Consider the following 20,533-nt stretch of genomic DNA (forward strand, 5'->3'; position numbering starts at 1 on the left):
ACCGAGGCCTAGCGCTGGGCTTCGAAATTGAGCAGTTTGCTGGCTACACGGTTGCTGTCGACCTTGTAGCTGCCATCGGCAATCGCTGCTTTCAACTCGGCCACGCGGGCCTTGTCGACGGCAGGCTGATCACGCAGCTTGTCAGTGACCTTCTGCAACTGTTGAGCCTCATTGCTGAGGTGTACCGATTCCCCGCTTTTTGCGGTACTGGCCTGTTCGGCCGGTGTATTCAGCGGCGCGGAGGTGCCGGTTTCGGCGGTTTCCTTGGCGTTGCTGGTACGTGTACTGCCCGTAAGTGACGAGGAGCTGTTCAAACGGCTGAAATCGATGACCATGTTAAAAACCTCTGGGAATTTGGACGCTTGCCATGTTCTCGGCCATCCCCTGGAAAACTTTAGGCCCATTTAGCAATGAGCTTGCATGCGCCGTTGCAGGTCCTGCTGCGGCACAGTTTAGGGAACAGCTCTGGTCAGCGCCAGTTTTCTGCCAAACGCTCAGGGGCTTTTCAAATATCCGTTCATCTTGCCGCTCACTCGCCGCTTACATCGCTACTTCCACCTGGCCGGGCGCCACAACCTGCGCCTTGATGACCCGCTGGGAGTTGAGGTTCTTCACTCGAATCTGTTCTTTCAGGCCGCCGTTGGCCAGCGCTTCGCCTGGCATCCGCACGGCGAGGGTGCCGCTGCGGGCAGTGATCACCACTTGATCGCCCTTGCGAACCACTTCCGCCTGTTCCAGATGCACCAGGGTGATGACTTGATCGGCTACCGTTGGTCGGGTCAATTTCTGGCCGATGGCTTCATCCACCGACGTCAGGAAACCCTGATTGATCGTGCTGACGTCGCGCTCGCGCAAGGTCACGTCCTGCGGCTCGATGATGCCGGCGCGCTTGAGTGGCCGCGTGGTGGTGACAATCTCGCGAAACAGGCGGACTTGAGCGGGCACGAACACCGTCCAGGGGGAGGCGCCTTCGCAGCGGACCTTGACCGTGACACGGCCCAGAGGACGTGCCGGACTCTCCAGTGTCGCTGTCAATTCCTTGTCGCACATAGGCATGCGCATGCGTGGATCGAGCTGGTTGACCTCGATTTCATATCGGCCTTCCGTTTGACTGGTGGCCAGATAGTCTTCTACGGTGAATTCAAGAAAGCCCTGAGTGACGCCGATAAGCATGTCAGGCATGGTAACCGCATCAGCAACGGCAGGGCTGCCAGCGAAAGACAGGCAAACGGCGGACATCGCGCAAAGCCCTCTGCGGAGGGGAGATGTCAGGCGTCGGAAAAATGTCGTTTGAGCGTTCATACGAGTTAAAAAGCAAGCGCCGTGCCGTTTAGCAATGAATGTGCGTCGCAACAACACTTGGCGTTGGTGTAGGAGTCTGGGCATGGCTGGTGTAATGGATTCGGTGAACCAGCGCACGCAACTGGTGGGGCAGAATCGCCTGGAGCTGTTGTTGTTCCGTCTCGACGGTCAGCAGCTCTACGGGATCAACGTGTTCAAGGTTCGGGAAGTGCTGCAGTGCCCGCAACTGACGCTGATGCCCAAGTCCAGTCCTGTCGTGTGCGGGGTGGCGAATATCCGGGGGGCGACCATTCCGATCCTTGATCTGGCGATGGCGACCGGCTCCGGTGCGTTGAAAGACAAGAACAGTCCGTTTGTGATCATCACGGAATACAACACCAAGACCCAGGGTTTCCTGGTGCGCTCGGTGGAACGTATCGTGAACATGAACTGGGAAGAGATTCATCCACCGCCCAAGGGCACCGGACGCGATCACTACCTGACCGCTGTGACTCGGGTCGACAATCAGTTAGTCGAAATCATCGACGTCGAGAAGGTGCTGGCGGAAGTTGCGCCGACCCCGGAAGCGATTTCGGTCGGCGTGGTGGATGTCGAGACCCAGAGCAAGGCGTTGTCGCTGCGGGTGCTGACGGTCGATGACTCGTCGGTGGCGCGCAAGCAGGTGACGCGTTGCCTGCAGACAGTCGGTGTCGAAGTGGTGGCGTTGAACGACGGCAGGCAAGCGCTGGATTACCTGCGCAAACTGGTCGACGAGGGCAAGAAGCCGGAAGAAGAGTTCCTGATGATGATCTCCGACATCGAAATGCCGGAGATGGACGGGTACACCCTGACGGCCGAGATCCGCAGCGACCCTCGCATGCAAAAGCTTCATATCATCCTGCATACTTCGTTGTCGGGTGTGTTCAATCAGGCGATGGTCAAGAAAGTCGGTGCCGATGACTTCCTGGCCAAGTTCCGTCCTGATGACCTGGCATCCCGGGTAGTCGACCGGATCAAAGCAGCAGATATCAGCTAAGGGCCTTTTGCCCCTGGCGTTCAACACGATTTAAGAGGCGGCATCATTTGTCTACGGGTAATTTGGATTTCGAACAGTTCCGGGTCTTCCTGGAAAAAGCCTGTGGCATTTTGCTCGGTGAAAACAAGCAGTACCTGGTGTCGAGCCGTCTCAACAAACTGATGGAGCAGCAAGGCATCAAGTCCCTGGGTGAGCTGGTACAGCGCATCCAGACCCAGCCGCGCAGCGGTTTGCGCGAGCAGGTGGTCGATGCCATGACGACCAACGAAACCCTGTGGTTTCGCGACACCTATCCGTTTGAAGTCTTGAAGAACAAGGTGCTGCCCGAAGCGATCAAGGCCGCTCCCAACCAGCGTCTGCGGATCTGGTCGGCGGCCTGCTCGTCGGGTCAGGAACCCTACTCGCTGTCGATGTCGATCGACGAGTTCGAGCGGACCAACATCGGCCAGTTGAAGATGGGCGTGCAGATCGTCGCCACGGATCTGTCCGGCAGCATGCTGACCAACTGCAAGACCGGCGAGTACGACAGCCTGGCGATCGGTCGCGGTCTGTCCGCCGATCGCCTGCAGCGCTACTTCGACCCGAAAGGGCCGGGGCGCTGGGTGATCAAGGCGCCGATCAAGAACCGTGTGGAATTCCGCTCGTTCAACCTGCTCGACAGCTACGCAAGCCTGGGCAAGTTCGACATCGTGTTCTGCCGCAACGTGCTGATCTACTTCTCCGCCGAGGTGAAGAAGGACATCCTGTTGCGCATCCACAGCACGCTGAAGCCGGGCGGTTATCTGTTCCTTGGCGCTTCCGAAGCGCTGAATGGTCTGCCGGATCATTACCAGATGGTTCAGTGCAGCCCGGGGATCATCTACCAGGCGAAGTGAAACACTGGCGACACAAAAAACGGGAGTCCTCAGGGGCTCCCGTTTTTTTATGCCTGAAGGTTTTGCCGGTGGCAGGCGGCAGAAAAGCGGCATCCGGCGGAAACCGGTTGCCGCTTTTCTGGCATTGCCGTGTTGCCGATTGCATGCAAAGCCCCGTAATCCGGGGCTTTCTCAAACTGGCACGCCGCTTGCTATAACCCTGTTACGAAAAATCCGGTCACCTGAAGGTTCCCGACATGAGCATCAGCTTCGATAAAGCGCTCGGCATTCACGAAAAGGCTTTGGGCTTCCGCGCCCAGCGTGCCGAAGTGCTGGCCAACAACATCGCCAACGCCGACACCCCGAACTACAAGGCGCGGGATCTGGAGTTCTCCAAAGTGCTTGAAGCACAGAGCCAGAAGAACGCCAACGGCACCATCGCCCTGAACATGACTAACAGCCGTCACATCGAAGCTGAAGGCCTGGGCAATGGCGACGAGTCGCTGATGTATCGCACGCCGATGCAGCCGTCGATCGACCAGAACACCGTGGACGCCCAACTGGAACAGTCGAACTACGCGGAAAACGCCGTCGGCTTCCAGGCCAGCTTCACCCTGCTCAACAGCAAATTCAAAGGGCTGGTGTCAGCCCTGCGCGGAGAGTAATCCATGTCCCTGTCCAGCGTTTTCAACATTGCCGGCAGCGGCATGAGCGCCCAGACCACCCGTCTCAACACCGTGGCCTCGAACATCGCCAACGCCGAGACCGTCTCGTCGAGCATCGACCAGACTTATCGCGCCCGTCACCCGGTGTTCGCCACCATGTTCCAGGGCGGCCAGAGCGGCGGCAGCAATTCACTGTTCCAGAACCAGGACGCGGCCGGTCAGGGCGTGCAGGTCATGGGCGTGGTCGAAGACCAGAGCAACCTCGAAGCGCGCTACGAGCCGAACCATCCGGCGGCCGACGCCAAAGGCTACGTCTACTACCCGAACGTCAACGTGGTGGAAGAAATGGCTGACATGATTTCCGCGAGCCGGTCGTTCCAGACCAACGCCGAAATGATGAACACCGCCAAGACCATGATGCAGAAGGTACTGACCCTCGGTCAGTGATAAGGGGCGACTGCCATGAGTGTTACCGATACCACCAGCAGCCTGACGATGAACGACATACTGGCCAACTCTTCGAAGAAGACCAGTAGCACCACCACCGGCGGCATCGCTTCGGCCACCAACAGCTCGACCGGCGGCCAGGCCCTGGGCAAGGACGCGTTCCTGCAACTGCTGGTGACTCAGCTGAAGAACCAGAACCCGCTCGACCCGCAGGACAACAGCGCATTCGTTGCCCAGCTCGCGCAGTTCAGCAGCCTCGAGGGGATCACCACCCTCAACAGCACCGTCAGTTCGCTGGCCGGCAACTACAACTCGTCGCAAGCCCTGCAGGCGTCGTCGCTGGTGGGTCGCAATGTGATCGTGCAGACCAACACGGTTCAGCTGGACGATCCGAGCAAAGGCATGACCGGTTCGGTCACCGTTCCGTCGTCGATTGCCGGCGGTACCGTCACCATCACCGACAGCAGCGGCGCCACCGTTCGCACCATCGATCTGGGCAGTCGCGCCGCAGGCGATGCAAGCTTCACCTGGGACGGCAAGGACAAGGACGGCAACCTGGTGAAAACCGGTACCTACACCGTCAAGGCCAACGCCTCGATCAACGGCACCGCGACCGACCTGGCGACCTATCTGCCAGCCACGGTCACCAGCGTGACGATCAGCCAGACCGGCGGCGAGCTGATGCTCAACCTGTCCGGCAAGGGCACCGTCGCCCTGTCCAAAGTACAAACCATTGGTATATAGAGCCGACTAACCGGCACAAAGGAGTGGAATATGTCTTTCAATATCGGCCTTAGCGGTCTCTATGCAGCCAACAAACAACTGGACGTGACCGGCAACAACATCGCCAACGTCGCGACCGCCGGTTTCAAATCGTCCCGCGCAGAATTCGAAGACGTCTACTCGGCGACTCGCCTGGGCAGCGGCAGCAAGGTCATTGGTAACGGCGTGCGTCTGGCCAACGTTTCCCAGCAGTTCACCCAAGGCGACATCAACAACACCGGCAACGTGCTGGATATGGGGATCAACGGTTCGGGCTTCTTCACCCTGAGCAACAACGGTTCTATCTCCTACACCCGTGCCGGTACGTTCAAGGTCGACAAGGACGGCTTCATTACCAACACCGACTACACCTCGCGTCTGCAAGGTTACGGTGTGGACTCCAACGGCAAGATCATCAACGGCGTGTTGACCGATCTGAAGATCGACACCTCGAACCTGGCGCCGAAGTCCACCTCGCTGGTGACCTCGACCATCAACCTGAACTCGACCGCTCCGGTGATCGACGACACAGCAGTGGCCGGCAAGTTCGACCCGACCAACCTCGCGACCTACACCAAGTCGTTCAGCACTCCGATCTATGACAGCCAGGGCAACTCCCATGTCATGGATCAGTACATGGTGAAGACCGGCGCCAACACCTGGAAGGTCTACACCCTGGTGGACGGTCGCAACCCGGATGCTACCGGCAGCGATCCGAAAGTCACTGCGCCTGTCGCATCGACCATGACCTTTGACTCCACTGGCAAGCTGACTCAGGTCAGCACTCCTCCTGCCGTGATCAGCAGCGACCTGAAACTCACTGGCTGGGTACCGGGCACTGTCACCAACGGTGTGTGGACGGCCAACGGTGCTTCGGCTAACCCGGCCGGCATTACCATTTCGATGGCCAAGACCACTCAATACAACGCTGACACCGCGCGTTCGATCCCGACTCAGGATGGTTACGCCACTGGCCAGATCACCAACCTGACCATCGACGGTACCGGTACGCTGTTCGCCAACTTCAGCAACAACCAGAGCAAGGCCATCGGCCAGGTTGCGCTGGCGAGCTTCACCAACGAGCAGGGCCTGCAGCCGATCGGTGGTACCAGCTGGAAAGAGACTTTCGCTTCGGGTATTCCGGGCTACGATGCGCCGGAGACCGGTACGCTGGGTTCGGTGGTTTCGAACTCGCTGGAGGAGTCGAACGTTAACCTGACCAATGAGCTGGTTGATCTGATCAAGGGGCAGAGTAACTATCAGGCGAATGCCAAGACCATTTCGACTCAGAGCACTATCATGCAGACCATTATTCAGATGACCTGATTTCTGGGTTTTGGCTGGTTAAGGAGCCCCTCTTTTTGAGGGGCTTTTTTTTGGCTGGGGGTTGGGGTGTTTATCCGTTGCTTCGGGTGCTGCCGCTGGCGGTTTCGCCCTTACGGCGAGTCACTTTTGCAGACGCCCAAAAGTAACCAAAACGCTGGGCCCCGGCGTTCGGCACCTCGCTTTGGCTCGGTGTTCCTTCGTTACGGGATTCATCCGGGGGCATCGCCTACGGTTTGCTTCGCTGCACCTCCTCTCGATGCATGCGGCTGCGCCGCACGGTCGCTGCGCTCCCACCCCCGGATAAATCCCTCCACTCAGCCTTCCGATGGGGCCGGCACGTCAAAAGCGGTACTCGAGCTAACGCTCATCGTGTTGAGTGGTGGAGAGCGGAAGCAGAAGCAGCAGCGGAAGTGGAAGCAGGAGCAGGAGCAGGAGCAGGAGCAGGAGCAGGAGCAGGAGCAGGAGCAGGAGCAGGAGCAGAGAAAGCAGGAGCAGAGAAAGCAGGAGCAGAGAAAGCAGGAACAGAGAAAGCAGGAACAGAGAAAGCAGGAACAGAGAAAGCAGGAACAGAGAAAGCAGGGGTTGAGTTGTATGCGTTTCAAAACCCAAGTTCACCTCGGTATTTCACGTCGGCGTATCTCTATAAAACACCTCGGTCAGTCCCCTCTCCCTCCGGGAGAGGGTTAGGGTGAGGGCGGCTTTTGCTTTTGCTTTTTGCGCGGGCAAAAGAAAACCCCCGACAAACCAGAAGTCTGTCGGGGGTTTCTCGGATCAGGCGTTTCACAACGCCCGATTCAGCTCAGCTTATTGGCAAGCTTCGCAATCCGGCTCGTCGATGGCGCAAGCCTTCGGTACTGGAGCCGGGCCGGCAGGGGCTGCCAGGACCGAGTCGTCGCCGTGGTTGCCGCCGCTGGAAACAGCGTTCAGCTTGCCGGTGTTGATGGTCGACTTCTCGGTGCTGGTCGCGGCCAGGGCACGGAGGTAGTAGGTGGTTTTCAGGCCACGGTACCAGGCCATGCGGTAGGTCACGTCCAGCTTCTTGCCCGATGCGCCGGCGATGTACAGGTTCAGCGACTGGGCCTGGTCGATCCACTTCTGACGACGGCTGGCGGCGTCAACGATCCACTTGGTGTCCACTTCGAACGCGGTCGCGTAGAGCTCTTTGAGTTCTTGCGGGATGCGCTCGATCTGCTGAACCGAACCGTCGTAGTACTTCAGGTCGTTGATCATGACCGAGTCCCACAGGCCGCGAGCCTTCAGGTCGCGAACCAGGTACGGGTTGATCACGGTGAATTCGCCCGAGAGGTTCGATTTCACGTACAGGTTCTGGTAAGTCGGTTCGATCGACTGCGAGACGCCGGTGATGTTGGCGATGGTCGCGGTCGGTGCGATGGCCATGATGTTCGAGTTACGGATGCCTTTCTGTACACGGGCGCGAACCGGTGCCCAGTCCAGGGACTCGGTCAGGTCGACGTCGATGTACTTCTGGCCACGTGCTTCGATCAGGATCTGTTGCGAATCCAGCGGCAGTACGCCTTTGGACCACAGCGAACCCTGGAACGTCTCGTACGAGCCGCGCTCGTCGGCCAGATCGCAGGAAGCCTGGATCGCGTAGTAGCTGACCGCTTCCATCGACTTGTCGGCGAACTCGACGGCAGCGTCGGAACCGTAAGGGATGTGCTGCAGGTACAGCGCGTCCTGGAAGCCCATGATGCCCAGGCCGACCGGACGGTGACGGAAGTTGGAGTTCTTCGCCTGCGGTACCGAGTAGTAGTTGATGTCGATCACGTTGTCGAGCATGCGCACGGCGACGTCGATGGTGCGCTTGAGCTTGGCGGTGTCCAGCTTGCCGTCGACGATGTGGTTCGGCAGGTTGATCGAGCCCAGGTTGCAGACCGCGATCTCGTCCTTGTTGGTATTCAAGGTGATCTCGGTGCACAGGTTCGAGCTGTGAACCACGCCGACGTGCTGCTGCGGGCTGCGCAGGTTGCACGGGTCCTTGAAAGTCAGCCATGGGTGGCCGGTTTCGAACAGCATCGACAGCATCTTGCGCCACAGGTCTTTGGCCTGGATGGTCTTGAACAGCTTGATCTTGCCCGGGTATTCGGTCAGGGCTTCGTAGTACTCGTAGCGCTCTTCGAAGGCCTTGCCGGTCAGGTCGTGCAGGTCCGGTACTTCGGACGGCGAGAACAGGGTCCACTTGCCGTCATCGAAGACGCGCTTCATGAACAGGTCAGGGATCCAGTTGGCGGTGTTCATGTCGTGGGTACGACGACGGTCATCACCGGTGTTCTTGCGCAGCTCGATGAACTCTTCGATGTCCATGTGCCAGGTTTCCAGGTAGGCACAGACAGCGCCTTTGCGCTTGCCACCCTGGTTAACGGCGACGGCGGTGTCGTTCACCACTTTCAGGAACGGAACCACGCCCTGCGACTTGCCGTTGGTGCCCTTGATGTACGAGCCCAGCGCACGAACCGGGGTCCAGTCGTTGCCCAGGCCGCCGGCGAATTTCGACAGCATGGCGTTGTCGTGGATCGCGTGGTAGATGCCCGACAGGTCATCCGGCACGGTGGTCAGGTAGCAGCTCGACAGCTGTGGACGCAGGGTACCGGCGTTGAACAGGGTCGGGGTCGAAGCCATGTAGTCGAACGAGGACAGCAGGTTGTAGAACTCGATCGCACGGTCTTCTTTCTGCTTCTCTTCGATCGCCAGGCCCATGGCCACGCGCATGAAGAAGATCTGCGGCAGTTCGAAACGCACGCCATCCTTGTGGATGAAGTAACGGTCGTACAGGGTCTGCAGGCCCAGGTAGGTGAATTGCTGGTCGCGCTCGTGGTTGATCGCCTTGCCCAGTTTTTCCAGGTCGAAGGAGGCCAGCACAGGGTTCAGCAGTTCGAACTCGATACCTTTGGCAACGTAGGCCGGCAGGGCCTTGGCGTACAGGTCGGCCATTTCGTGGTGAGTGGCGCTCTCGGCCACGCCCAGGAAGCCCAGGCCTTCGGCACGCAGGGTGTCCATCAGCAGGCGGGCGGTCACGAACGAGTAGTTCGGCTCGCGCTCAACCAGGGTACGGGCGGTCATCACCAGCGCGGTGTTGACGTCGTTCAGGGCCACGCCGTCGTACAGGTTCTTCAGGGTTTCGCGCTGGATCAGGTCGCCGTCGACTTCGGCCAGACCTTCGCAGGCTTCGGTGACGATGGTGTTCAGGCGGCCCATGTCCAGCGGCGCGAGGCTGCCGTCGGCGCGGGTGATGCGGATCGACGGGTGCGCCTGTACCGGTGCTTCGGCGGTGGTGCGGGTGGCGCGTTCCTTGGAACGGGCGTCACGGTAGATCACGTAGTCGCGAGCCACTTTCTGCTCGCCGGCACGCATCAGGGCCAGTTCGACCTGGTCCTGGATTTCTTCGATGTGGATGGTGCCGCCCGACGGCATGCGACGCTTGAAGGTCGCGGTGACCTGTTCGGTCAGGCGGGCAACGGTGTCGTGGATTCGCGACGAAGCGGCAGCGGTGCCGCCCTCAACTGCGAGGAACGCTTTGGTGATAGCGACGGTGATCTTGTCATCGGTGTAAGGAACGACAGTGCCATTACGCTTGATCACGCGCAGTTGACCAGGCGCGGTGGCAGCCAGATCCGAATTCGAATCGGCGGCCTGCGGCAAGGTGCCCTGCGGGTTCTCGCGAGTTGTGTCGGTTTGCATGGGGGGTGATCTCCACATTCTCTATGTTTGTTTGGGCACCATCATGGTGCTCACCGTTCTGGTCCGAAGCACTACAACCGACGGGCGTCGGGCATAACAACTTCGGACCAGTAGGAAAAAGGCTAATGACGCCGCATCCTTGCCGAAGTTTTCGGCCACGAGCCAAGGCTCGAGCCGGATTACTTCCAGGGTGACAGTAATGACTGCAACACCCGTACCGTTCCGGTCGTTGCCAACCTGAAAAACGGTGCCATCCGCAAGTGCGGTTTGGGCTTTGAAAAACTTGCTTGGTTCAACCGGAAACTGGCAATAAAGCACTTGAGTTTCAGGTCCGAAATGTGGTTGGGCTCTGGAATGGAAAACCCTATATGTAGGGTCTGTCCTCGCGCCGTGCTACAAGATAATGCGTTTCGAGGGGGCTTGCAACGTACGAGCTGTGGATAAACCTGTGCGTAAATTGTGTAAGAAACCAGGAATTCCCGTGTAGGCCGCGAACCTGCTGAGCTAGACCGTCTGTCACTGTTTTTCACCGCAAAAAAATGCCGCGGCGGAATTTTGAGGGCGCGAACCCTATCACAAAAATCCGCCTTGTCCGAACGCATTTACCGACTTGTGTTCTGGTTGTTCGCCGTTTATACAATCGGCCCATGCGCACGCATTCTTATCCTCCTTAAAGATGACAAAAAGACGGGAGGATCCTTCCTTTATAAGCAGCATCGGCAAGCAGAGGTCACTCGTGGAGCAAGAAGCCTGGCAGGTATTGATCGTCGAGGATGACCAGCGTCTGGCCGAACTGACCCGTGAATACCTGCAAGCCAACGGATTGCGCGTGGAGATCGAAGGCAACGGCGCACTGGCGGCGGCGCGGATCATCAAGGAGCAACCGGATCTGGTAATCCTCGACCTGATGCTCCCCGGCGAAGACGGCCTGAGCATCTGCCGCAAGGTCCGTGACCGCTACGACGGGCCGATACTGATGCTCACCGCGCGCACTGACGACGCCGACCAGATCCTCGGTCTCGACCTCGGTGCCGACGATTACGTGTGCAAACCGGTGCGCCCGCGGCTGTTGCTGGCACGCATCCAGGCATTGTTGCGACGCAGTGACACACCGGAGCCATCGGCAGGCAATCCGCGTCGGTTGCAATTCGGCCCGCTGGTGGTGGACAACGCGTTGCGCGAAGCCTGGCTCAGCGACAGTGGCATCGAACTGACCAGCGCCGAATTCGATCTGCTCTGGCTGCTGGTGTCCAACGCCGGACGGATCCTGTCCCGGGAAGAAATATTCACCGCGTTGCGCGGTATCGGCTACGACGGCCAGGACCGTTCGATCGATGTGCGCATTTCGCGCATCCGCCCGAAGATCGGCGACGACCCCGACCATCCGCGCCTGATCAAGACCATCCGCAGCAAAGGCTATCTGTTCGTGCCGGAAGCCTGCGCAGACCTGCCGCTGTGAATTCGATCTTCCTGCGCATCTATGGCGGCATGTGCGCGGCGCTGATTCTGGTGGCGGTGCTCGGCGTGCTTGCGCTGCACCTGCTCAATCAGGTGCGCAGCGAGCAATACCGCGAGCGTCTGGCTCACGGTACGTTTTCGCTGATGGCCGATAACCTGCAACCGATGAACGAAACCGAGCGCCATCGCGCCTTGCTGGTGTGGGAGCGGCTGCTCGGGATTCCGCTGGCGCTGAAAACCTTTGCCCAGACCGACCTCGACCTGACTCAGCGCACCCGGGTGCAGCGCGGGCAGGCGCTGGTCGAACAGACCGGCCCGCACGCGGCCAAGGTCTATCGGCTGGTCAGCGACAAGGATCAACTGGTGCTGGTGGGCGAGGTGCAGCAGATCAGCGAGCAACTGGCCCGGGCGACCATTTACCTGTTGGCCGATGAACTGGTGCGGGTACCGGTGGGCGAGCAGCCCAAACGACTGGCGCAGTTGAAAGAAGACAAAGGCTTCGGCTTCGATTTGCGGCTGGTCACGGTCAGCGACGCGGACATGGACGAAGACCAGAGCCGTCGGGTGTCCGAAGGCGATACGGTGATGGCGCTGGGCAAGGGTGGCGATTCGATCCGGGTGTTCGCCGGTATGGTCGGCACGCCGTGGGTGCTGGAAATCGGGCCGCTGTATCAGATGAACCCGTACCCGCCGGAATGGCTGGTGCTGATCGCCGCCCTTGGCCTGACTCTGATCGGCCTGATCGTCTATTTATTGGTGCGTCAGCTTGAACGGCGTTTGCGCGGACTCGAAGCTGCCGCTACGCGCATCGCCAAAGGCAGCCTGGAAACCCGGGTGCCGGCCCGGGGTGCCGACTCGGTGGGCAAACTGGCGGCGGCGTTCAACGGCATGGCCGAGCACTTGCAGCAGTTGCTCGCCATTCAGCGTGAACTGGTGCGCGCGGTGTCCCACGAATTGCGCACGCCGGTGGCGCGCCTGCGTTTCGGTCTGGAGATGATCGGCTCGGCGACCACCCCGCAGGCGCTGGAAAAATACCGCGAGGGCATGGACCACGACATCGAGGACCTCGACAAGCTGGTCGACGAAATGCTCACGTACGCCAGACTGGAACAGGGCTCGCCGGCGCTGACCTTCCAGCGCATCGACCTGGATGCGCTGGTCAATCAGGTGATCGAAGAGCTGGCGCCTCTGCGCGCCGAGGTCACGGTGCAGCGCGGCTTGTGCCTGTCGGCGGCGGATTGCGATGACGCCTGGGTCGAGGCCGAGCCGCGTTACCTGCACCGCGCCTTGCAGAATCTGGTGAGCAACGCCATGCGCCATGCGCGTTCGAAGGTCACGGTCAGTTATCAGGTCGGGCAGATGCGTTGCCGGGTGGATGTCGAGGACGACGGCCCCGGTGTGCCGGAAACCGCCTGGGAGAAAATCTTCACGCCGTTCCTGCGCCTGGACGACAGCCGCACCCGGGCGTCCGGCGGACACGGGCTGGGCCTGTCGATCGTGCGTCGGATCATCCACTGGCACGACGGGCGGGCGTTGATTGGCAAGAGCAAGAGCCTGGGCGGGGCTTGTTTCAGTCTGAGCTGGCCGAGGAATCAGGAGCGGCGCTGAAGCCGCCTACGCCTGGATGCTGACCAGACTCAGCAACTGGCCGTCCTGCACGCCGAATTGCGCATCAAGCTCCGTACCGTTGCGCCATTCACAGGACAGATCCGTGAGCAACCGCAGCCGCACCTGACCCTGTTCATTCCACTCCAGCACTTCGGCGTGTTCGAAGTAGAAGCGCTGCTGCACGATCGGGTACAGCGCCTTGAACAGGCTTTCTTTCACCGAGAAGGTCAGGGTCACCCACAACGCAATCTGATCTCGGGAGCCGGCGGCCATGCGCTGCATTTCCGGCGGGGTCAGGATCTCTCCGGCCAGTCGTTCGGCGCGTTCGGCGTTGAGCAGGTTTTCCAGGTCCATGCCCAGTCCGCGCCAGTGCTGCTTGTTGGCGACAATCGCCGCCGCACGGCCGGTGCTGTGGGTGATCGAGCCGCAGATGTGTGCCGGCCAAATGGGTGCACGGTCCTCGCCGATCGCCGGAACAGTGCTTGAGCCTTCCAATTGCTGCAACGCGGCCCGGGCGCAAATCCGCCCGGCGAGGAATTCCGCCTGCCGCTTGGCCACCGAACGCTGAATGCTCGGCGGCGGCTCGATGGCGCTACGACGAAAGTCATCGCCGAGTAGTCGCGACGGGTCGAAATGGGTGCTCAGAAATACGGTTTCGGGCAACACCGTCGGCAGTGGCCAATGGGCATCGAGCGGCGTGCAGCAGGCGGGGAGGAAAGGGCTGGCATTCATGGCGGGCATTTTGCCGGTAAGCGTCAGGGCTGGGTAGTGGCAAGGTTTAAATCGGCGGCGCGATCATCGCCAGCAGGCTGGCTCCCACAAACGCTCGCCATGCATATGTGGGAGCCAGCCTGCTGGCGATGGCCGCGCCGCGATGTCTCTGCCTAACCAAAGATCTTCTTGAAAAACGCCTGCATGTCCGCCCAGGATTTTTCATCTGCAGCCTTGTTGTAGCCGATATCCGGGCCACCGTGATCGCCGTGGCTCAGGCGATCCGCGTCGGGATTGCTGAAACCGTGCTTGGCGCCGTCGAGGCTGACGAATTGATAGTCGGCGCCGGCCTTGTCCATTTCCGACTTGAACGCCGTGACGTTGTCCGGGGTGACCATACTGTCCAACGCGCCATGTTCGACGAGGATTTTCGCCTTCACAGTGCCAGGCGCAGCCGGGGTCTTGGTGGCCAGCGCGCCGTGGAAACTCACCACGCCGGCCAGCGGCACACCCTGACGCGCCGCATTCAGCACCACGCCACCGCCGAAGCAGTAACCGATGGCGGCGATTTTATCCTTGTCGGTCTGCGGCTGTTTCTTCAACAGATCCAGCCCGGCCTGAAAGCGCTTGCTGGCCGCATCGGCGTTTTGCGTGGCGGCTTGCATGAACGCCATCGCGTCTTTCGGGTGCTCGGTGTTCTTGCCTTCACCGTACATGTCGATGGCCAGCGCGCTGTAGCCAAGCCCGGCGAGGTCCCGGGCGCGGCGCTTGGCGTAGTCGTTCAGGCCCCACCATTCATGCACCACCACCACGCCGGGGCGCGGGCCCTTGATCGCGTCGTCGTAGGCGTAGTAACCGATCAGCTTCGTGCCGTCGGCGCTCTGATAGGGGATTTCCTCGGTCTTGATCGCAGCCTGGCTGAGGCTGCTTAAGGCGAGAAGGGCGAGGGTCAATAGCAGGCGCATGATCGGGTCTCCGGACAATAAGGGGTCAAAACAGCCTAGTTCATTTCATTCAGGCGAGGTTCAGAGAGCGTTCAGGGGCGGTACAGGGGAGGCTCAGTAACCTTGCGCCATACCCAAACAGCACTGTGAAAGAGGAAACTCCATGACTCGTTTAAATAAACTGCTGCTGGCTTTTACCGTAATGAGCGCCAGTATCGCGGCCCACGCCGACACCACCAGCAACTTCGCCGGCCTGACCTTTGGCCAGACCAGCGACAAGATCAAGAAATCCAACGCCCTGAACGACAACCTCGGCCACCCGGACGCCACCGCGGCCATCGACGGCAACAACACCTACGGCCTGCGTCTGGGTCAGCAAAACAGCCAGGGTCGCTACTACGCCACCTACGACAACGTGTCGGGCTCGCACAATGGCATTAAACTGCGCCAGGAAAACCTGCTGGGCAGCTACGATCTGTTCTACCCGGTGGGCGGCAGCACCAAGCTGTTCGGCGGTGCCACGGCGGGTCTGACCAAGCTGACCCAGGATTCGCCAGGCTACAGCCGTGACAGCGACATCGGTTACGCCGTCGGCGGTCAGTTCGGTGTGCTGCAGCAAGTCTCGCAGAACACCTCGGTCGAACTCGGTTACCGTTACCTGCGCAGCAACGCCAGCACCGAGATGAAAGAGAGCGGCGGCAGCAAGCAAGGCTCGCTGGACTTGACCAGCAGCGCCCAGACTTACCTGTCGGCCAACTACGCTTTCTAAAGCGCGGCTTGCCCTGGCCCCTGTGGGAGCTAGCCTGCTAGCGATAGCGTCCTGACAGTCGACATCATGGTCGGCTGTCAAATCGCAATCGCTAGCAGGCTAGCTCCCACAATTGGTTGTCTGGAGATTTCGTTTTACCCGGGAGAAGGTTATGAAACTGTTGGTCGTCGAAGATGAAGCGCTGTTGCGCCATCACCTGCAAACCCGCCTGACGGAGAGCGGTCACGTGGTCGAGTCCGTGGCCAACGCCGAAGAGGCGTTGTACCAGACCGGGCAATTCAACTTTGACCTGGCAGTGATCGACCTCGGCCTGCCGGGCATGGGTGGGCTCGACCTGATCCGCCAGTTGCGCTCGGGCGGCAAGACCTTTCCGATCCTGATTCTCACCGCGCGCGGCAACTGGCAGGACAAGGTCGAAGGCCTGGCCGCCGGCGCTGACGATTACGTGGTCAAGCCGTTCCAGTTCGAAGAGCTTGAAGCGCGGCTCAATGCGTTGCTGCGCCGCTCCAGCGGTTTCACCCAGTCGACCATCGTCGCCGGCCCGCTGTTGCTGGACCTCAATCGCAAACAGGCGACCCTCGACGAGCAACCGCTGGCGCTGACCGCCTACGAATACCGGATCCTCGAATACCTCATGCGCCATCATCAGCAAGTGGTGCCCAAGGATCGGCTGATGGAGCAGTTGTACCCGGATGACGACGAGCGCGATCCGAACGTGATTGAAGTGCTGGTCGGCCGTCTGCGCCGCAAGCTCGAAGGCCCGGCCGGGTTCAAGCCAATCGACACCGTGCGTGGCCTCGGCTACCTGTTCAATGAGCGCTGCACTTGATCCGTTCCCTTCGCGTCCGGCTGATGCTCGCCGCCACCACCCTGGCGGTGCTGTTCATGCTCGCGTTGCTCCCGGCGATGCAGGGCGCGTTCAGCCTGGCGCTGCAGGACTCGATCGAGCAGCGACTGGCGTCCGACGTCACCACGCTGATCTCCGCCGCGCGGGTTGAAAACAACCACCTGATGATGCCGGCACAGTTGCCCGACGAGCGCTTCAACCTCACGGACAATCGCCTGCTCGGCTACATCTATGACCGCGAAGGGCATCTGGTCTGGCGCTCGAAGGGCACCCAGGAAGAGAAGATCAACTACACGCCGCGCTACGATGGCCTCGGCAACGAGTTCGCACGGATCCGCGAGGCCAACGGTCAGGAATTCTTCGTCTACGACGTCGAAGTCAAACTGCTCGGCGGCAAAAGCGCGGCCTTCAGTATCGTGGCCCTGCAACCGGTGCGCGAATACGAAACCACCCTCGAAGGCCTGCGGGAAAATCTCTACCTCGGTTTTGGCGCGGCGCTGCTGGTGCTGCTGGCGCTGCTGTGGATCGGCCTGACCTGGGGTCTGAAAGCCTTGCGCCGGCTCAGTCAGGAACTTGACGAAATCGAAGGCGGAACCCTCGAAAGCCTCAGTGAACAACACCCGCGAGAACTGCTGCGCCTGACCGGCTCCCTCAACCGCCTGTTGCACAGCGAACGCCAGCAGCGCAGCCGTTACCGCGACTCCCTCGACGACCTGGCCCACAGCCTGAAAACCCCGCTGGCGGTATTGCAAGGCGTCAGCGAAGACATGGCCCAGCGTCCCGAAGACCGCGATCAGGCGTGGGTGCTGCAAACCCAGATCGAACGCATGAGCCAGCAGATCGGCTACCAGTTGCAACGCGCCAGCCTGCGCAAAAGCGGTCTGGTACGCCATCAGGTGCGCCTGCGGCCGGTGCTGCAAAGCCTGTGCGACACCCTCGACAAGGTCTACCGCGACAAACACGTGCGCGTCGCCTTCGATCTGCCGGAGCACTGTTACGTGCCGATCGAGCAGGGCGCCTTGCTGGAGATGATGGGCAACCTGCTGGAAAACGCCTATCGCCTGTGTTTGAGCGAAGTGCGCATCAGCGTGCGCGAAAGCCATTCCGGAATCGAACTGTGCATCGAAGACGACGGCCCCGGCGTACCACCGGATCAGCGCGCACGGATACTCGAACGCGGCGAACGCCTGGATCGCCAGCATCCGGGGCAGGGGATCGGGCTGGCAGTGGTCAAGGACATCATCGAGAGCTACAGCGCCAAGCTGACTCTGGGGGATTCGCCGATGGGTGGGGCGGCGTTCAGGATTCATTTTCCGGCGGTGTGACGGCCTACTGCTCCTGCGCTCGATAAGCACCCGGCGTCAGCCCCGTCCACTTCTTGAACGCCCGGTGAAACGCCGACGGCTCGGAGAACCCGAGCTGTTCGGCGATCTGTTGCAACGACAGATCCGCCCGCCCCAGGTGATAAATCGCGATGTCCCGGCGCAGATGATCCTTCAATTCCTGAAAACTGGTGCCTTCCTCGCGCAGATGCCGGCGCAGGGTTTGCGGGCTGATGTGCAGGTGCGCGGCCACGGCTTCGAGGTCCGGCCAGCGTGCGCTGTCGTGGCTGAGCAAGCGGCGCAGCCGGCTGCTCAGGCTGTTGCCGTCGTCCGGGCGGGACAGCAGGTCGGCGGGGGAGCGTTCGAGGAAATGCTTGAGGGTGCGTTCGTCCTGCAACAGCGGCATGTGCAGATAGCGGCTGTGAAATACCAGGCTGCTTTGCGTTGCCGAAAATTCCAGCGGGCAGGAAAACAGCAAATCGTATTCCGCCCCGTGCGCCGGTTTCGGGTAGCTGAAGCTCGCCTGTTCAAGACGAATCCGCTGGCCGATCAGCCAGCTGCCGAGGCGATGCCAGATCACCAGCAGGCTCTCGCTGAGAAAGTGATCCGGGTCCCACAATTGCGCATCGTCGAGGCTCAGGCGCACCCATTCGTCTTCATGGGTCAGGGTCAGGCGCGGGGCTTCGGGGAATAGGCTATAAAACAATAAGCCGCGTTGCAGAGCCTTTTCCAGGCTGCGGCAATGAATGATCGCGTGGCACATCATGGCGAAGCTGCCGGGTTTGCTCGGCGCGTTGCCGAAACCCAGGTATTCGTCGTCCAGGGCCAGCCACAGGTTCTGGATCAACTGGGTGAATTGTTCCGGGGCGATCCGCGCGCGCGGCTCGTCGAGCAGTTCGGGGCTGATGCCCAGTTGCTGCAGCAGGTCCGAATAGTCGTAACCCGAGCGCCGCGCGCCACCGAGGGCGGCGCGGGCAAAGTGACTGGCGATGGTACGTTCGCGCATGAGCGGCAGATCCTTCCTCTGGCGACCGATGGTAGCGGCTGCCTTTGATCGGTAACAAGGCGGATTTCCGCCAAATTGTAGGACGAGGTCGGGCGAGTTGGCGGAAATCCGCCACACTTGAGTCACCGAATGGTGACACAGAAAAACTCGAATCCCCTGATATCAAAAGGCTTGCAGCGATTTGCACCAAAGTGGCACGACGTTTGCGATAAGAGCGACAGAAGCGTGCGCCGAGCCGGTCCGGAAAAGCGCCGTTCGACACAACAAATCCCTCCAGTGCAGGAGGGTTCGCAATTCAGGTGTCGCGTTCAACAGATGGATGTTGCCACGCGGGACTCTTGAGGAACTTTGCAATGACGACTCGTCAGCCACTGTACAAATCCCTGTATTTCCAGGTGATCGTTGCCATCGCCATCGGCATCCTGCTCGGTCACTTCTACCCACAGACCGGTGTGGCGCTCAAGCCACTGGGTGACGGGTTCATCAAACTGATCAAAATGGTCATTGCGCCGATCATCTTCTGTACCGTTGTCAGCGGCATCGCCGGCATGCAGAACATGAAATCCGTGGGCAAGACCGGCGGCTACGCGCTGCTGTACTTCGAAATCGTTTCCACCATTGCCCTGCTGATCGGTCTGGTCGTGGTCAACGTTGTGCAGCCGGGCGCCGGCATGCACATCGACGTCACCACCCTGGACGCCTCGAAAATCGCCACTTATGTGACGGCCAGTAAAGACCAGAGCATCGTTGGCTTCCTCCTCAACGTGATCCCGAACACCATCGTCGGCGCATTCGCCACCGGTGACATCCTGCAAGTGTTGATGTTCTCGGTGATCTTTGGCTATGCGCTGCATCGCCTGGGTTCATACGGTCGTCCGCTGCTGGACATGATCGATCGCTTCGCCCACGTGATGTTCAACATCATCAACATGATCATGAAACTGGCGCCACTCGGTGCGCTGGGCGCCATGGCGTTCACCATCGGTGCCTACGGTGTCGGCTCGCTGGTGCAGCTGGGTCAGCTGATGATCTGCTTCTACATCACCTGCGTACTGTTCGTCGTGCTGGTGCTGGGTGCGATCTGCCGGGCTCACGGTTTCAGCGTGTTCAAACTGGTGCGCTACATCCGTGAAGAGCTGTTGATCGTACTGGGTACGTCCTCGTCGGAATCGGCACTGCCACGCATGCTGATCAAGATGGAACGTCTGGGCGCGAAGAAATCGGTGGTAGGTCTGGTCATCCCGACCGGCTACTCGTTCAACCTCGACGGTACCTCGATCTACCTGACCATGGCGGCCGTGTTCATCGCTCAGGCGACCGACACCCACATGGACATCACCCATCAGATCACCCTGCTGCTGGTGCTGCTGCTGTCCTCCAAAGGCGCAGCCGGTGTGACCGGTTCGGGCTTCATCGTACTGGCGGCCACCCTGTCGGCCGTAGGTCACCTGCCGGTGGCCGGTCTGGCGCTGATCCTCGGTATCGACCGCTTCATGTCCGAAGCCCGCGCCCTGACCAACCTGGTCGGCAACGCCGTAGCGACTATCGTCGTGGCCAAGTGGGTCAAGGAGCTGGACACCGACGTGCTGCAATCCGAGCTGGCCTCGGGCGGTCGCGGTATCTCTGACGAGCGTCAAGAAGACGACCTGGGCGTGGCCGAAGGCCCGACCCCGAGCAATGTGAAGTAAGCATCGCTCGAATGGAAAAACCCGCTTCGGCGGGTTTTTTCTTGTCTGCTGTTTGAGCGCAACGGTCAGCGCAACTGATGGATCCGGTAATTGCCCCATCGCCGATGGCT

Annotated in this window: 19 protein-coding genes; 12 read left to right on the forward strand and 7 right to left on the reverse strand. The window is 60.4% G+C overall.

The features are described 5' to 3' along the window. Positions 1-8 precede the first annotated feature (8 nt). Positions 9-335, reverse strand: a complete 327-nt coding sequence (gene flgM, locus CAF76_RS12340) for a flagellar biosynthesis anti-sigma factor FlgM (RefSeq protein WP_007960324.1) — start codon at positions 333-335, stop codon at positions 9-11. Between the two features lie 205 nt (positions 336-540). Next, complete coding sequence (gene flgA / locus CAF76_RS12345) at positions 541-1,302, reverse strand: flagellar basal body P-ring formation chaperone FlgA (protein ID WP_064598681.1); 762 nt, start codon at positions 1,300-1,302, stop codon at positions 541-543. Between the two features lie 82 nt (positions 1,303-1,384). Here flgA and CAF76_RS12350 point away from each other — a divergent pair, with 82 nt between their 5' ends. From CAF76_RS12350 to flgE, 6 genes are all read left to right on the forward strand, one after another. Continuing rightward, positions 1,385-2,317 (forward strand): chemotaxis protein CheV, encoded by a 933-nt coding sequence (locus CAF76_RS12350; protein ID WP_011335509.1) that lies wholly within the window; start codon positions 1,385-1,387, stop codon positions 2,315-2,317. A gap of 47 nt (positions 2,318-2,364) precedes the next feature. Then, complete coding sequence (cheR, locus tag CAF76_RS12355) at positions 2,365-3,192, forward strand: protein-glutamate O-methyltransferase CheR (protein WP_007960327.1); 828 nt, start codon at positions 2,365-2,367, stop codon at positions 3,190-3,192. Positions 3,193-3,428: 236 nt separating this feature from the next. Then, entirely contained in the window at positions 3,429-3,836 is a 408-nt protein-coding gene (flgB, locus tag CAF76_RS12360) for a flagellar basal body rod protein FlgB (protein WP_007960328.1), read from the forward strand. Between the two features lie 3 nt (positions 3,837-3,839). Next, entirely contained in the window at positions 3,840-4,283 is a 444-nt protein-coding gene (flgC, locus tag CAF76_RS12365) for a flagellar basal body rod protein FlgC (protein WP_007960329.1), read from the forward strand. Between the two features lie 15 nt (positions 4,284-4,298). Then, a complete protein-coding gene (gene flgD / locus CAF76_RS12370) occupies positions 4,299-5,027 on the forward strand; it encodes a flagellar hook assembly protein FlgD (RefSeq protein ID WP_039772111.1) in 729 nt (242 codons plus the stop codon). 30 nt (positions 5,028-5,057) lie between these two features. Next, complete coding sequence (flgE, locus tag CAF76_RS12375; RefSeq protein ID WP_064383586.1) at positions 5,058-6,371, forward strand: flagellar hook protein FlgE; 1,314 nt, start codon at positions 5,058-5,060, stop codon at positions 6,369-6,371. Between the two features lie 357 nt (positions 6,372-6,728). Here the strand turns inward: flgE and CAF76_RS12380 are convergent, their stop codons facing one another. Both CAF76_RS12380 and CAF76_RS12385 read right to left on the reverse strand, forming a co-directional pair. Beyond that, positions 6,729-6,980 (reverse strand): hypothetical protein, encoded by a 252-nt coding sequence (locus CAF76_RS12380; RefSeq protein ID WP_143491839.1) that lies wholly within the window; start codon positions 6,978-6,980, stop codon positions 6,729-6,731. 195 nt (positions 6,981-7,175) lie between these two features. Next, entirely contained in the window at positions 7,176-10,070 is a 2,895-nt protein-coding gene (locus CAF76_RS12385) for a ribonucleoside-diphosphate reductase subunit alpha (RefSeq protein WP_011335505.1), read from the reverse strand. Between the two features lie 736 nt (positions 10,071-10,806). Here CAF76_RS12385 and CAF76_RS12390 point away from each other — a divergent pair. Both CAF76_RS12390 and CAF76_RS12395 read left to right on the forward strand, forming a co-directional pair. Beyond that, the gene (locus CAF76_RS12390; protein WP_064598677.1) at positions 10,807-11,529 is read left to right on the forward strand and encodes a response regulator; all 723 of its coding nucleotides are present in this window, start codon (positions 10,807-10,809) and stop codon (positions 11,527-11,529) included. Then, positions 11,526-13,136: an ATP-binding protein gene (locus CAF76_RS12395; RefSeq protein WP_007957745.1), complete on the forward strand. Its 1,611-nt coding sequence runs from the start codon at positions 11,526-11,528 to the stop codon at positions 13,134-13,136. The genes CAF76_RS12390 and CAF76_RS12395 overlap by 4 nt, the downstream gene beginning before the upstream one ends. Before the next feature lie 6 nt (positions 13,137-13,142). On the opposite strand, the gene CAF76_RS12400 is transcribed toward CAF76_RS12395, so the two are convergent. Continuing rightward, entirely contained in the window at positions 13,143-13,868 is a 726-nt protein-coding gene (locus CAF76_RS12400; protein WP_085647375.1) for a 4'-phosphopantetheinyl transferase, read from the reverse strand. A 152-nt stretch (positions 13,869-14,020) separates the two neighbouring features. After that, on the reverse strand, positions 14,021-14,812 hold the full coding sequence (locus CAF76_RS12405) for a dienelactone hydrolase family protein (protein ID WP_085647377.1): 792 nt from the start codon (positions 14,810-14,812) through the stop codon (positions 14,021-14,023). 142 nt (positions 14,813-14,954) lie between these two features. Between CAF76_RS12405 and CAF76_RS12410 the strand changes: the two genes are divergently transcribed. The 3 genes from CAF76_RS12410 (at position 14,955) to CAF76_RS12420 (ending at position 17,732) form a co-directional block, all read left to right on the forward strand. Continuing rightward, positions 14,955-15,560, forward strand: coding sequence for a hypothetical protein (locus CAF76_RS12410; RefSeq protein ID WP_064598671.1), 606 nt, complete (start codon positions 14,955-14,957; stop codon positions 15,558-15,560). Positions 15,561-15,711: 151 nt separating this feature from the next. Then, on the forward strand, positions 15,712-16,389 hold the full coding sequence (locus CAF76_RS12415; protein ID WP_007957754.1) for a response regulator transcription factor: 678 nt from the start codon (positions 15,712-15,714) through the stop codon (positions 16,387-16,389). Beyond that, positions 16,386-17,732, forward strand: coding sequence for an ATP-binding protein (locus CAF76_RS12420; protein WP_064598667.1), 1,347 nt, complete (start codon positions 16,386-16,388; stop codon positions 17,730-17,732). Before CAF76_RS12415 ends, CAF76_RS12420 begins: the two co-directional genes overlap by 4 nt. Before the next feature lie 4 nt (positions 17,733-17,736). Here CAF76_RS12420 and CAF76_RS12425 read toward each other — a convergent pair whose 3' ends face one another. Next, positions 17,737-18,735, reverse strand: coding sequence for an AraC family transcriptional regulator (locus tag CAF76_RS12425; RefSeq protein ID WP_085647380.1), 999 nt, complete (start codon positions 18,733-18,735; stop codon positions 17,737-17,739). A 353-nt stretch (positions 18,736-19,088) separates the two neighbouring features. Between CAF76_RS12425 and CAF76_RS12430 the strand changes: the two genes are divergently transcribed. After that, positions 19,089-20,423, forward strand: a complete 1,335-nt coding sequence (locus CAF76_RS12430; RefSeq protein ID WP_039772890.1) for a dicarboxylate/amino acid:cation symporter — start codon at positions 19,089-19,091, stop codon at positions 20,421-20,423. Positions 20,424-20,533 lie beyond the last annotated feature (110 nt).

Source organism: Pseudomonas sp. B40(2017) (genome assembly GCF_002112855.1).
Taxonomy (GTDB): Bacteria; Pseudomonadota; Gammaproteobacteria; order Pseudomonadales; family Pseudomonadaceae; genus Aquipseudomonas; species Aquipseudomonas pharyngis.

Bases quoted from the DNA above. Each gene is read 5' to 3' on its own strand.
- flgM (WP_007960324.1), bottom strand. From the start codon at position 335: ATGGTCATCGATTTCAGCCGTTTGAACAGCTCCTCGTCACTTACGGGC.
- flgA (WP_064598681.1), bottom strand. From the start codon at position 1,302: ATGAACGCTCAAACGACATTTTTCCGACGCCTGACATCTCCCCTCCGC.
- CAF76_RS12350 (WP_011335509.1), top strand. From the start codon at position 1,385: ATGGCTGGTGTAATGGATTCGGTGAACCAGCGCACGCAACTGGTGGGG.
- flgB (WP_007960328.1), top strand. From the start codon at position 3,429: ATGAGCATCAGCTTCGATAAAGCGCTCGGCATTCACGAAAAGGCTTTG.
- flgC (WP_007960329.1), top strand. From the start codon at position 3,840: ATGTCCCTGTCCAGCGTTTTCAACATTGCCGGCAGCGGCATGAGCGCC.
- flgD (WP_039772111.1), top strand. From the start codon at position 4,299: ATGAGTGTTACCGATACCACCAGCAGCCTGACGATGAACGACATACTG.
- flgE (WP_064383586.1), top strand. From the start codon at position 5,058: ATGTCTTTCAATATCGGCCTTAGCGGTCTCTATGCAGCCAACAAACAA.
- CAF76_RS12385 (WP_011335505.1), bottom strand. From the start codon at position 10,070: ATGCAAACCGACACAACTCGCGAGAACCCGCAGGGCACCTTGCCGCAG.
- CAF76_RS12400 (WP_085647375.1), bottom strand. From the start codon at position 13,868: ATGAATGCCAGCCCTTTCCTCCCCGCCTGCTGCACGCCGCTCGATGCC.
- CAF76_RS12405 (WP_085647377.1), bottom strand. From the start codon at position 14,812: ATGCGCCTGCTATTGACCCTCGCCCTTCTCGCCTTAAGCAGCCTCAGC.
- CAF76_RS12410 (WP_064598671.1), top strand. From the start codon at position 14,955: ATGACTCGTTTAAATAAACTGCTGCTGGCTTTTACCGTAATGAGCGCC.
- CAF76_RS12415 (WP_007957754.1), top strand. From the start codon at position 15,712: ATGAAACTGTTGGTCGTCGAAGATGAAGCGCTGTTGCGCCATCACCTG.
- CAF76_RS12425 (WP_085647380.1), bottom strand. From the start codon at position 18,735: ATGCGCGAACGTACCATCGCCAGTCACTTTGCCCGCGCCGCCCTCGGT.
- CAF76_RS12430 (WP_039772890.1), top strand. From the start codon at position 19,089: ATGACGACTCGTCAGCCACTGTACAAATCCCTGTATTTCCAGGTGATC.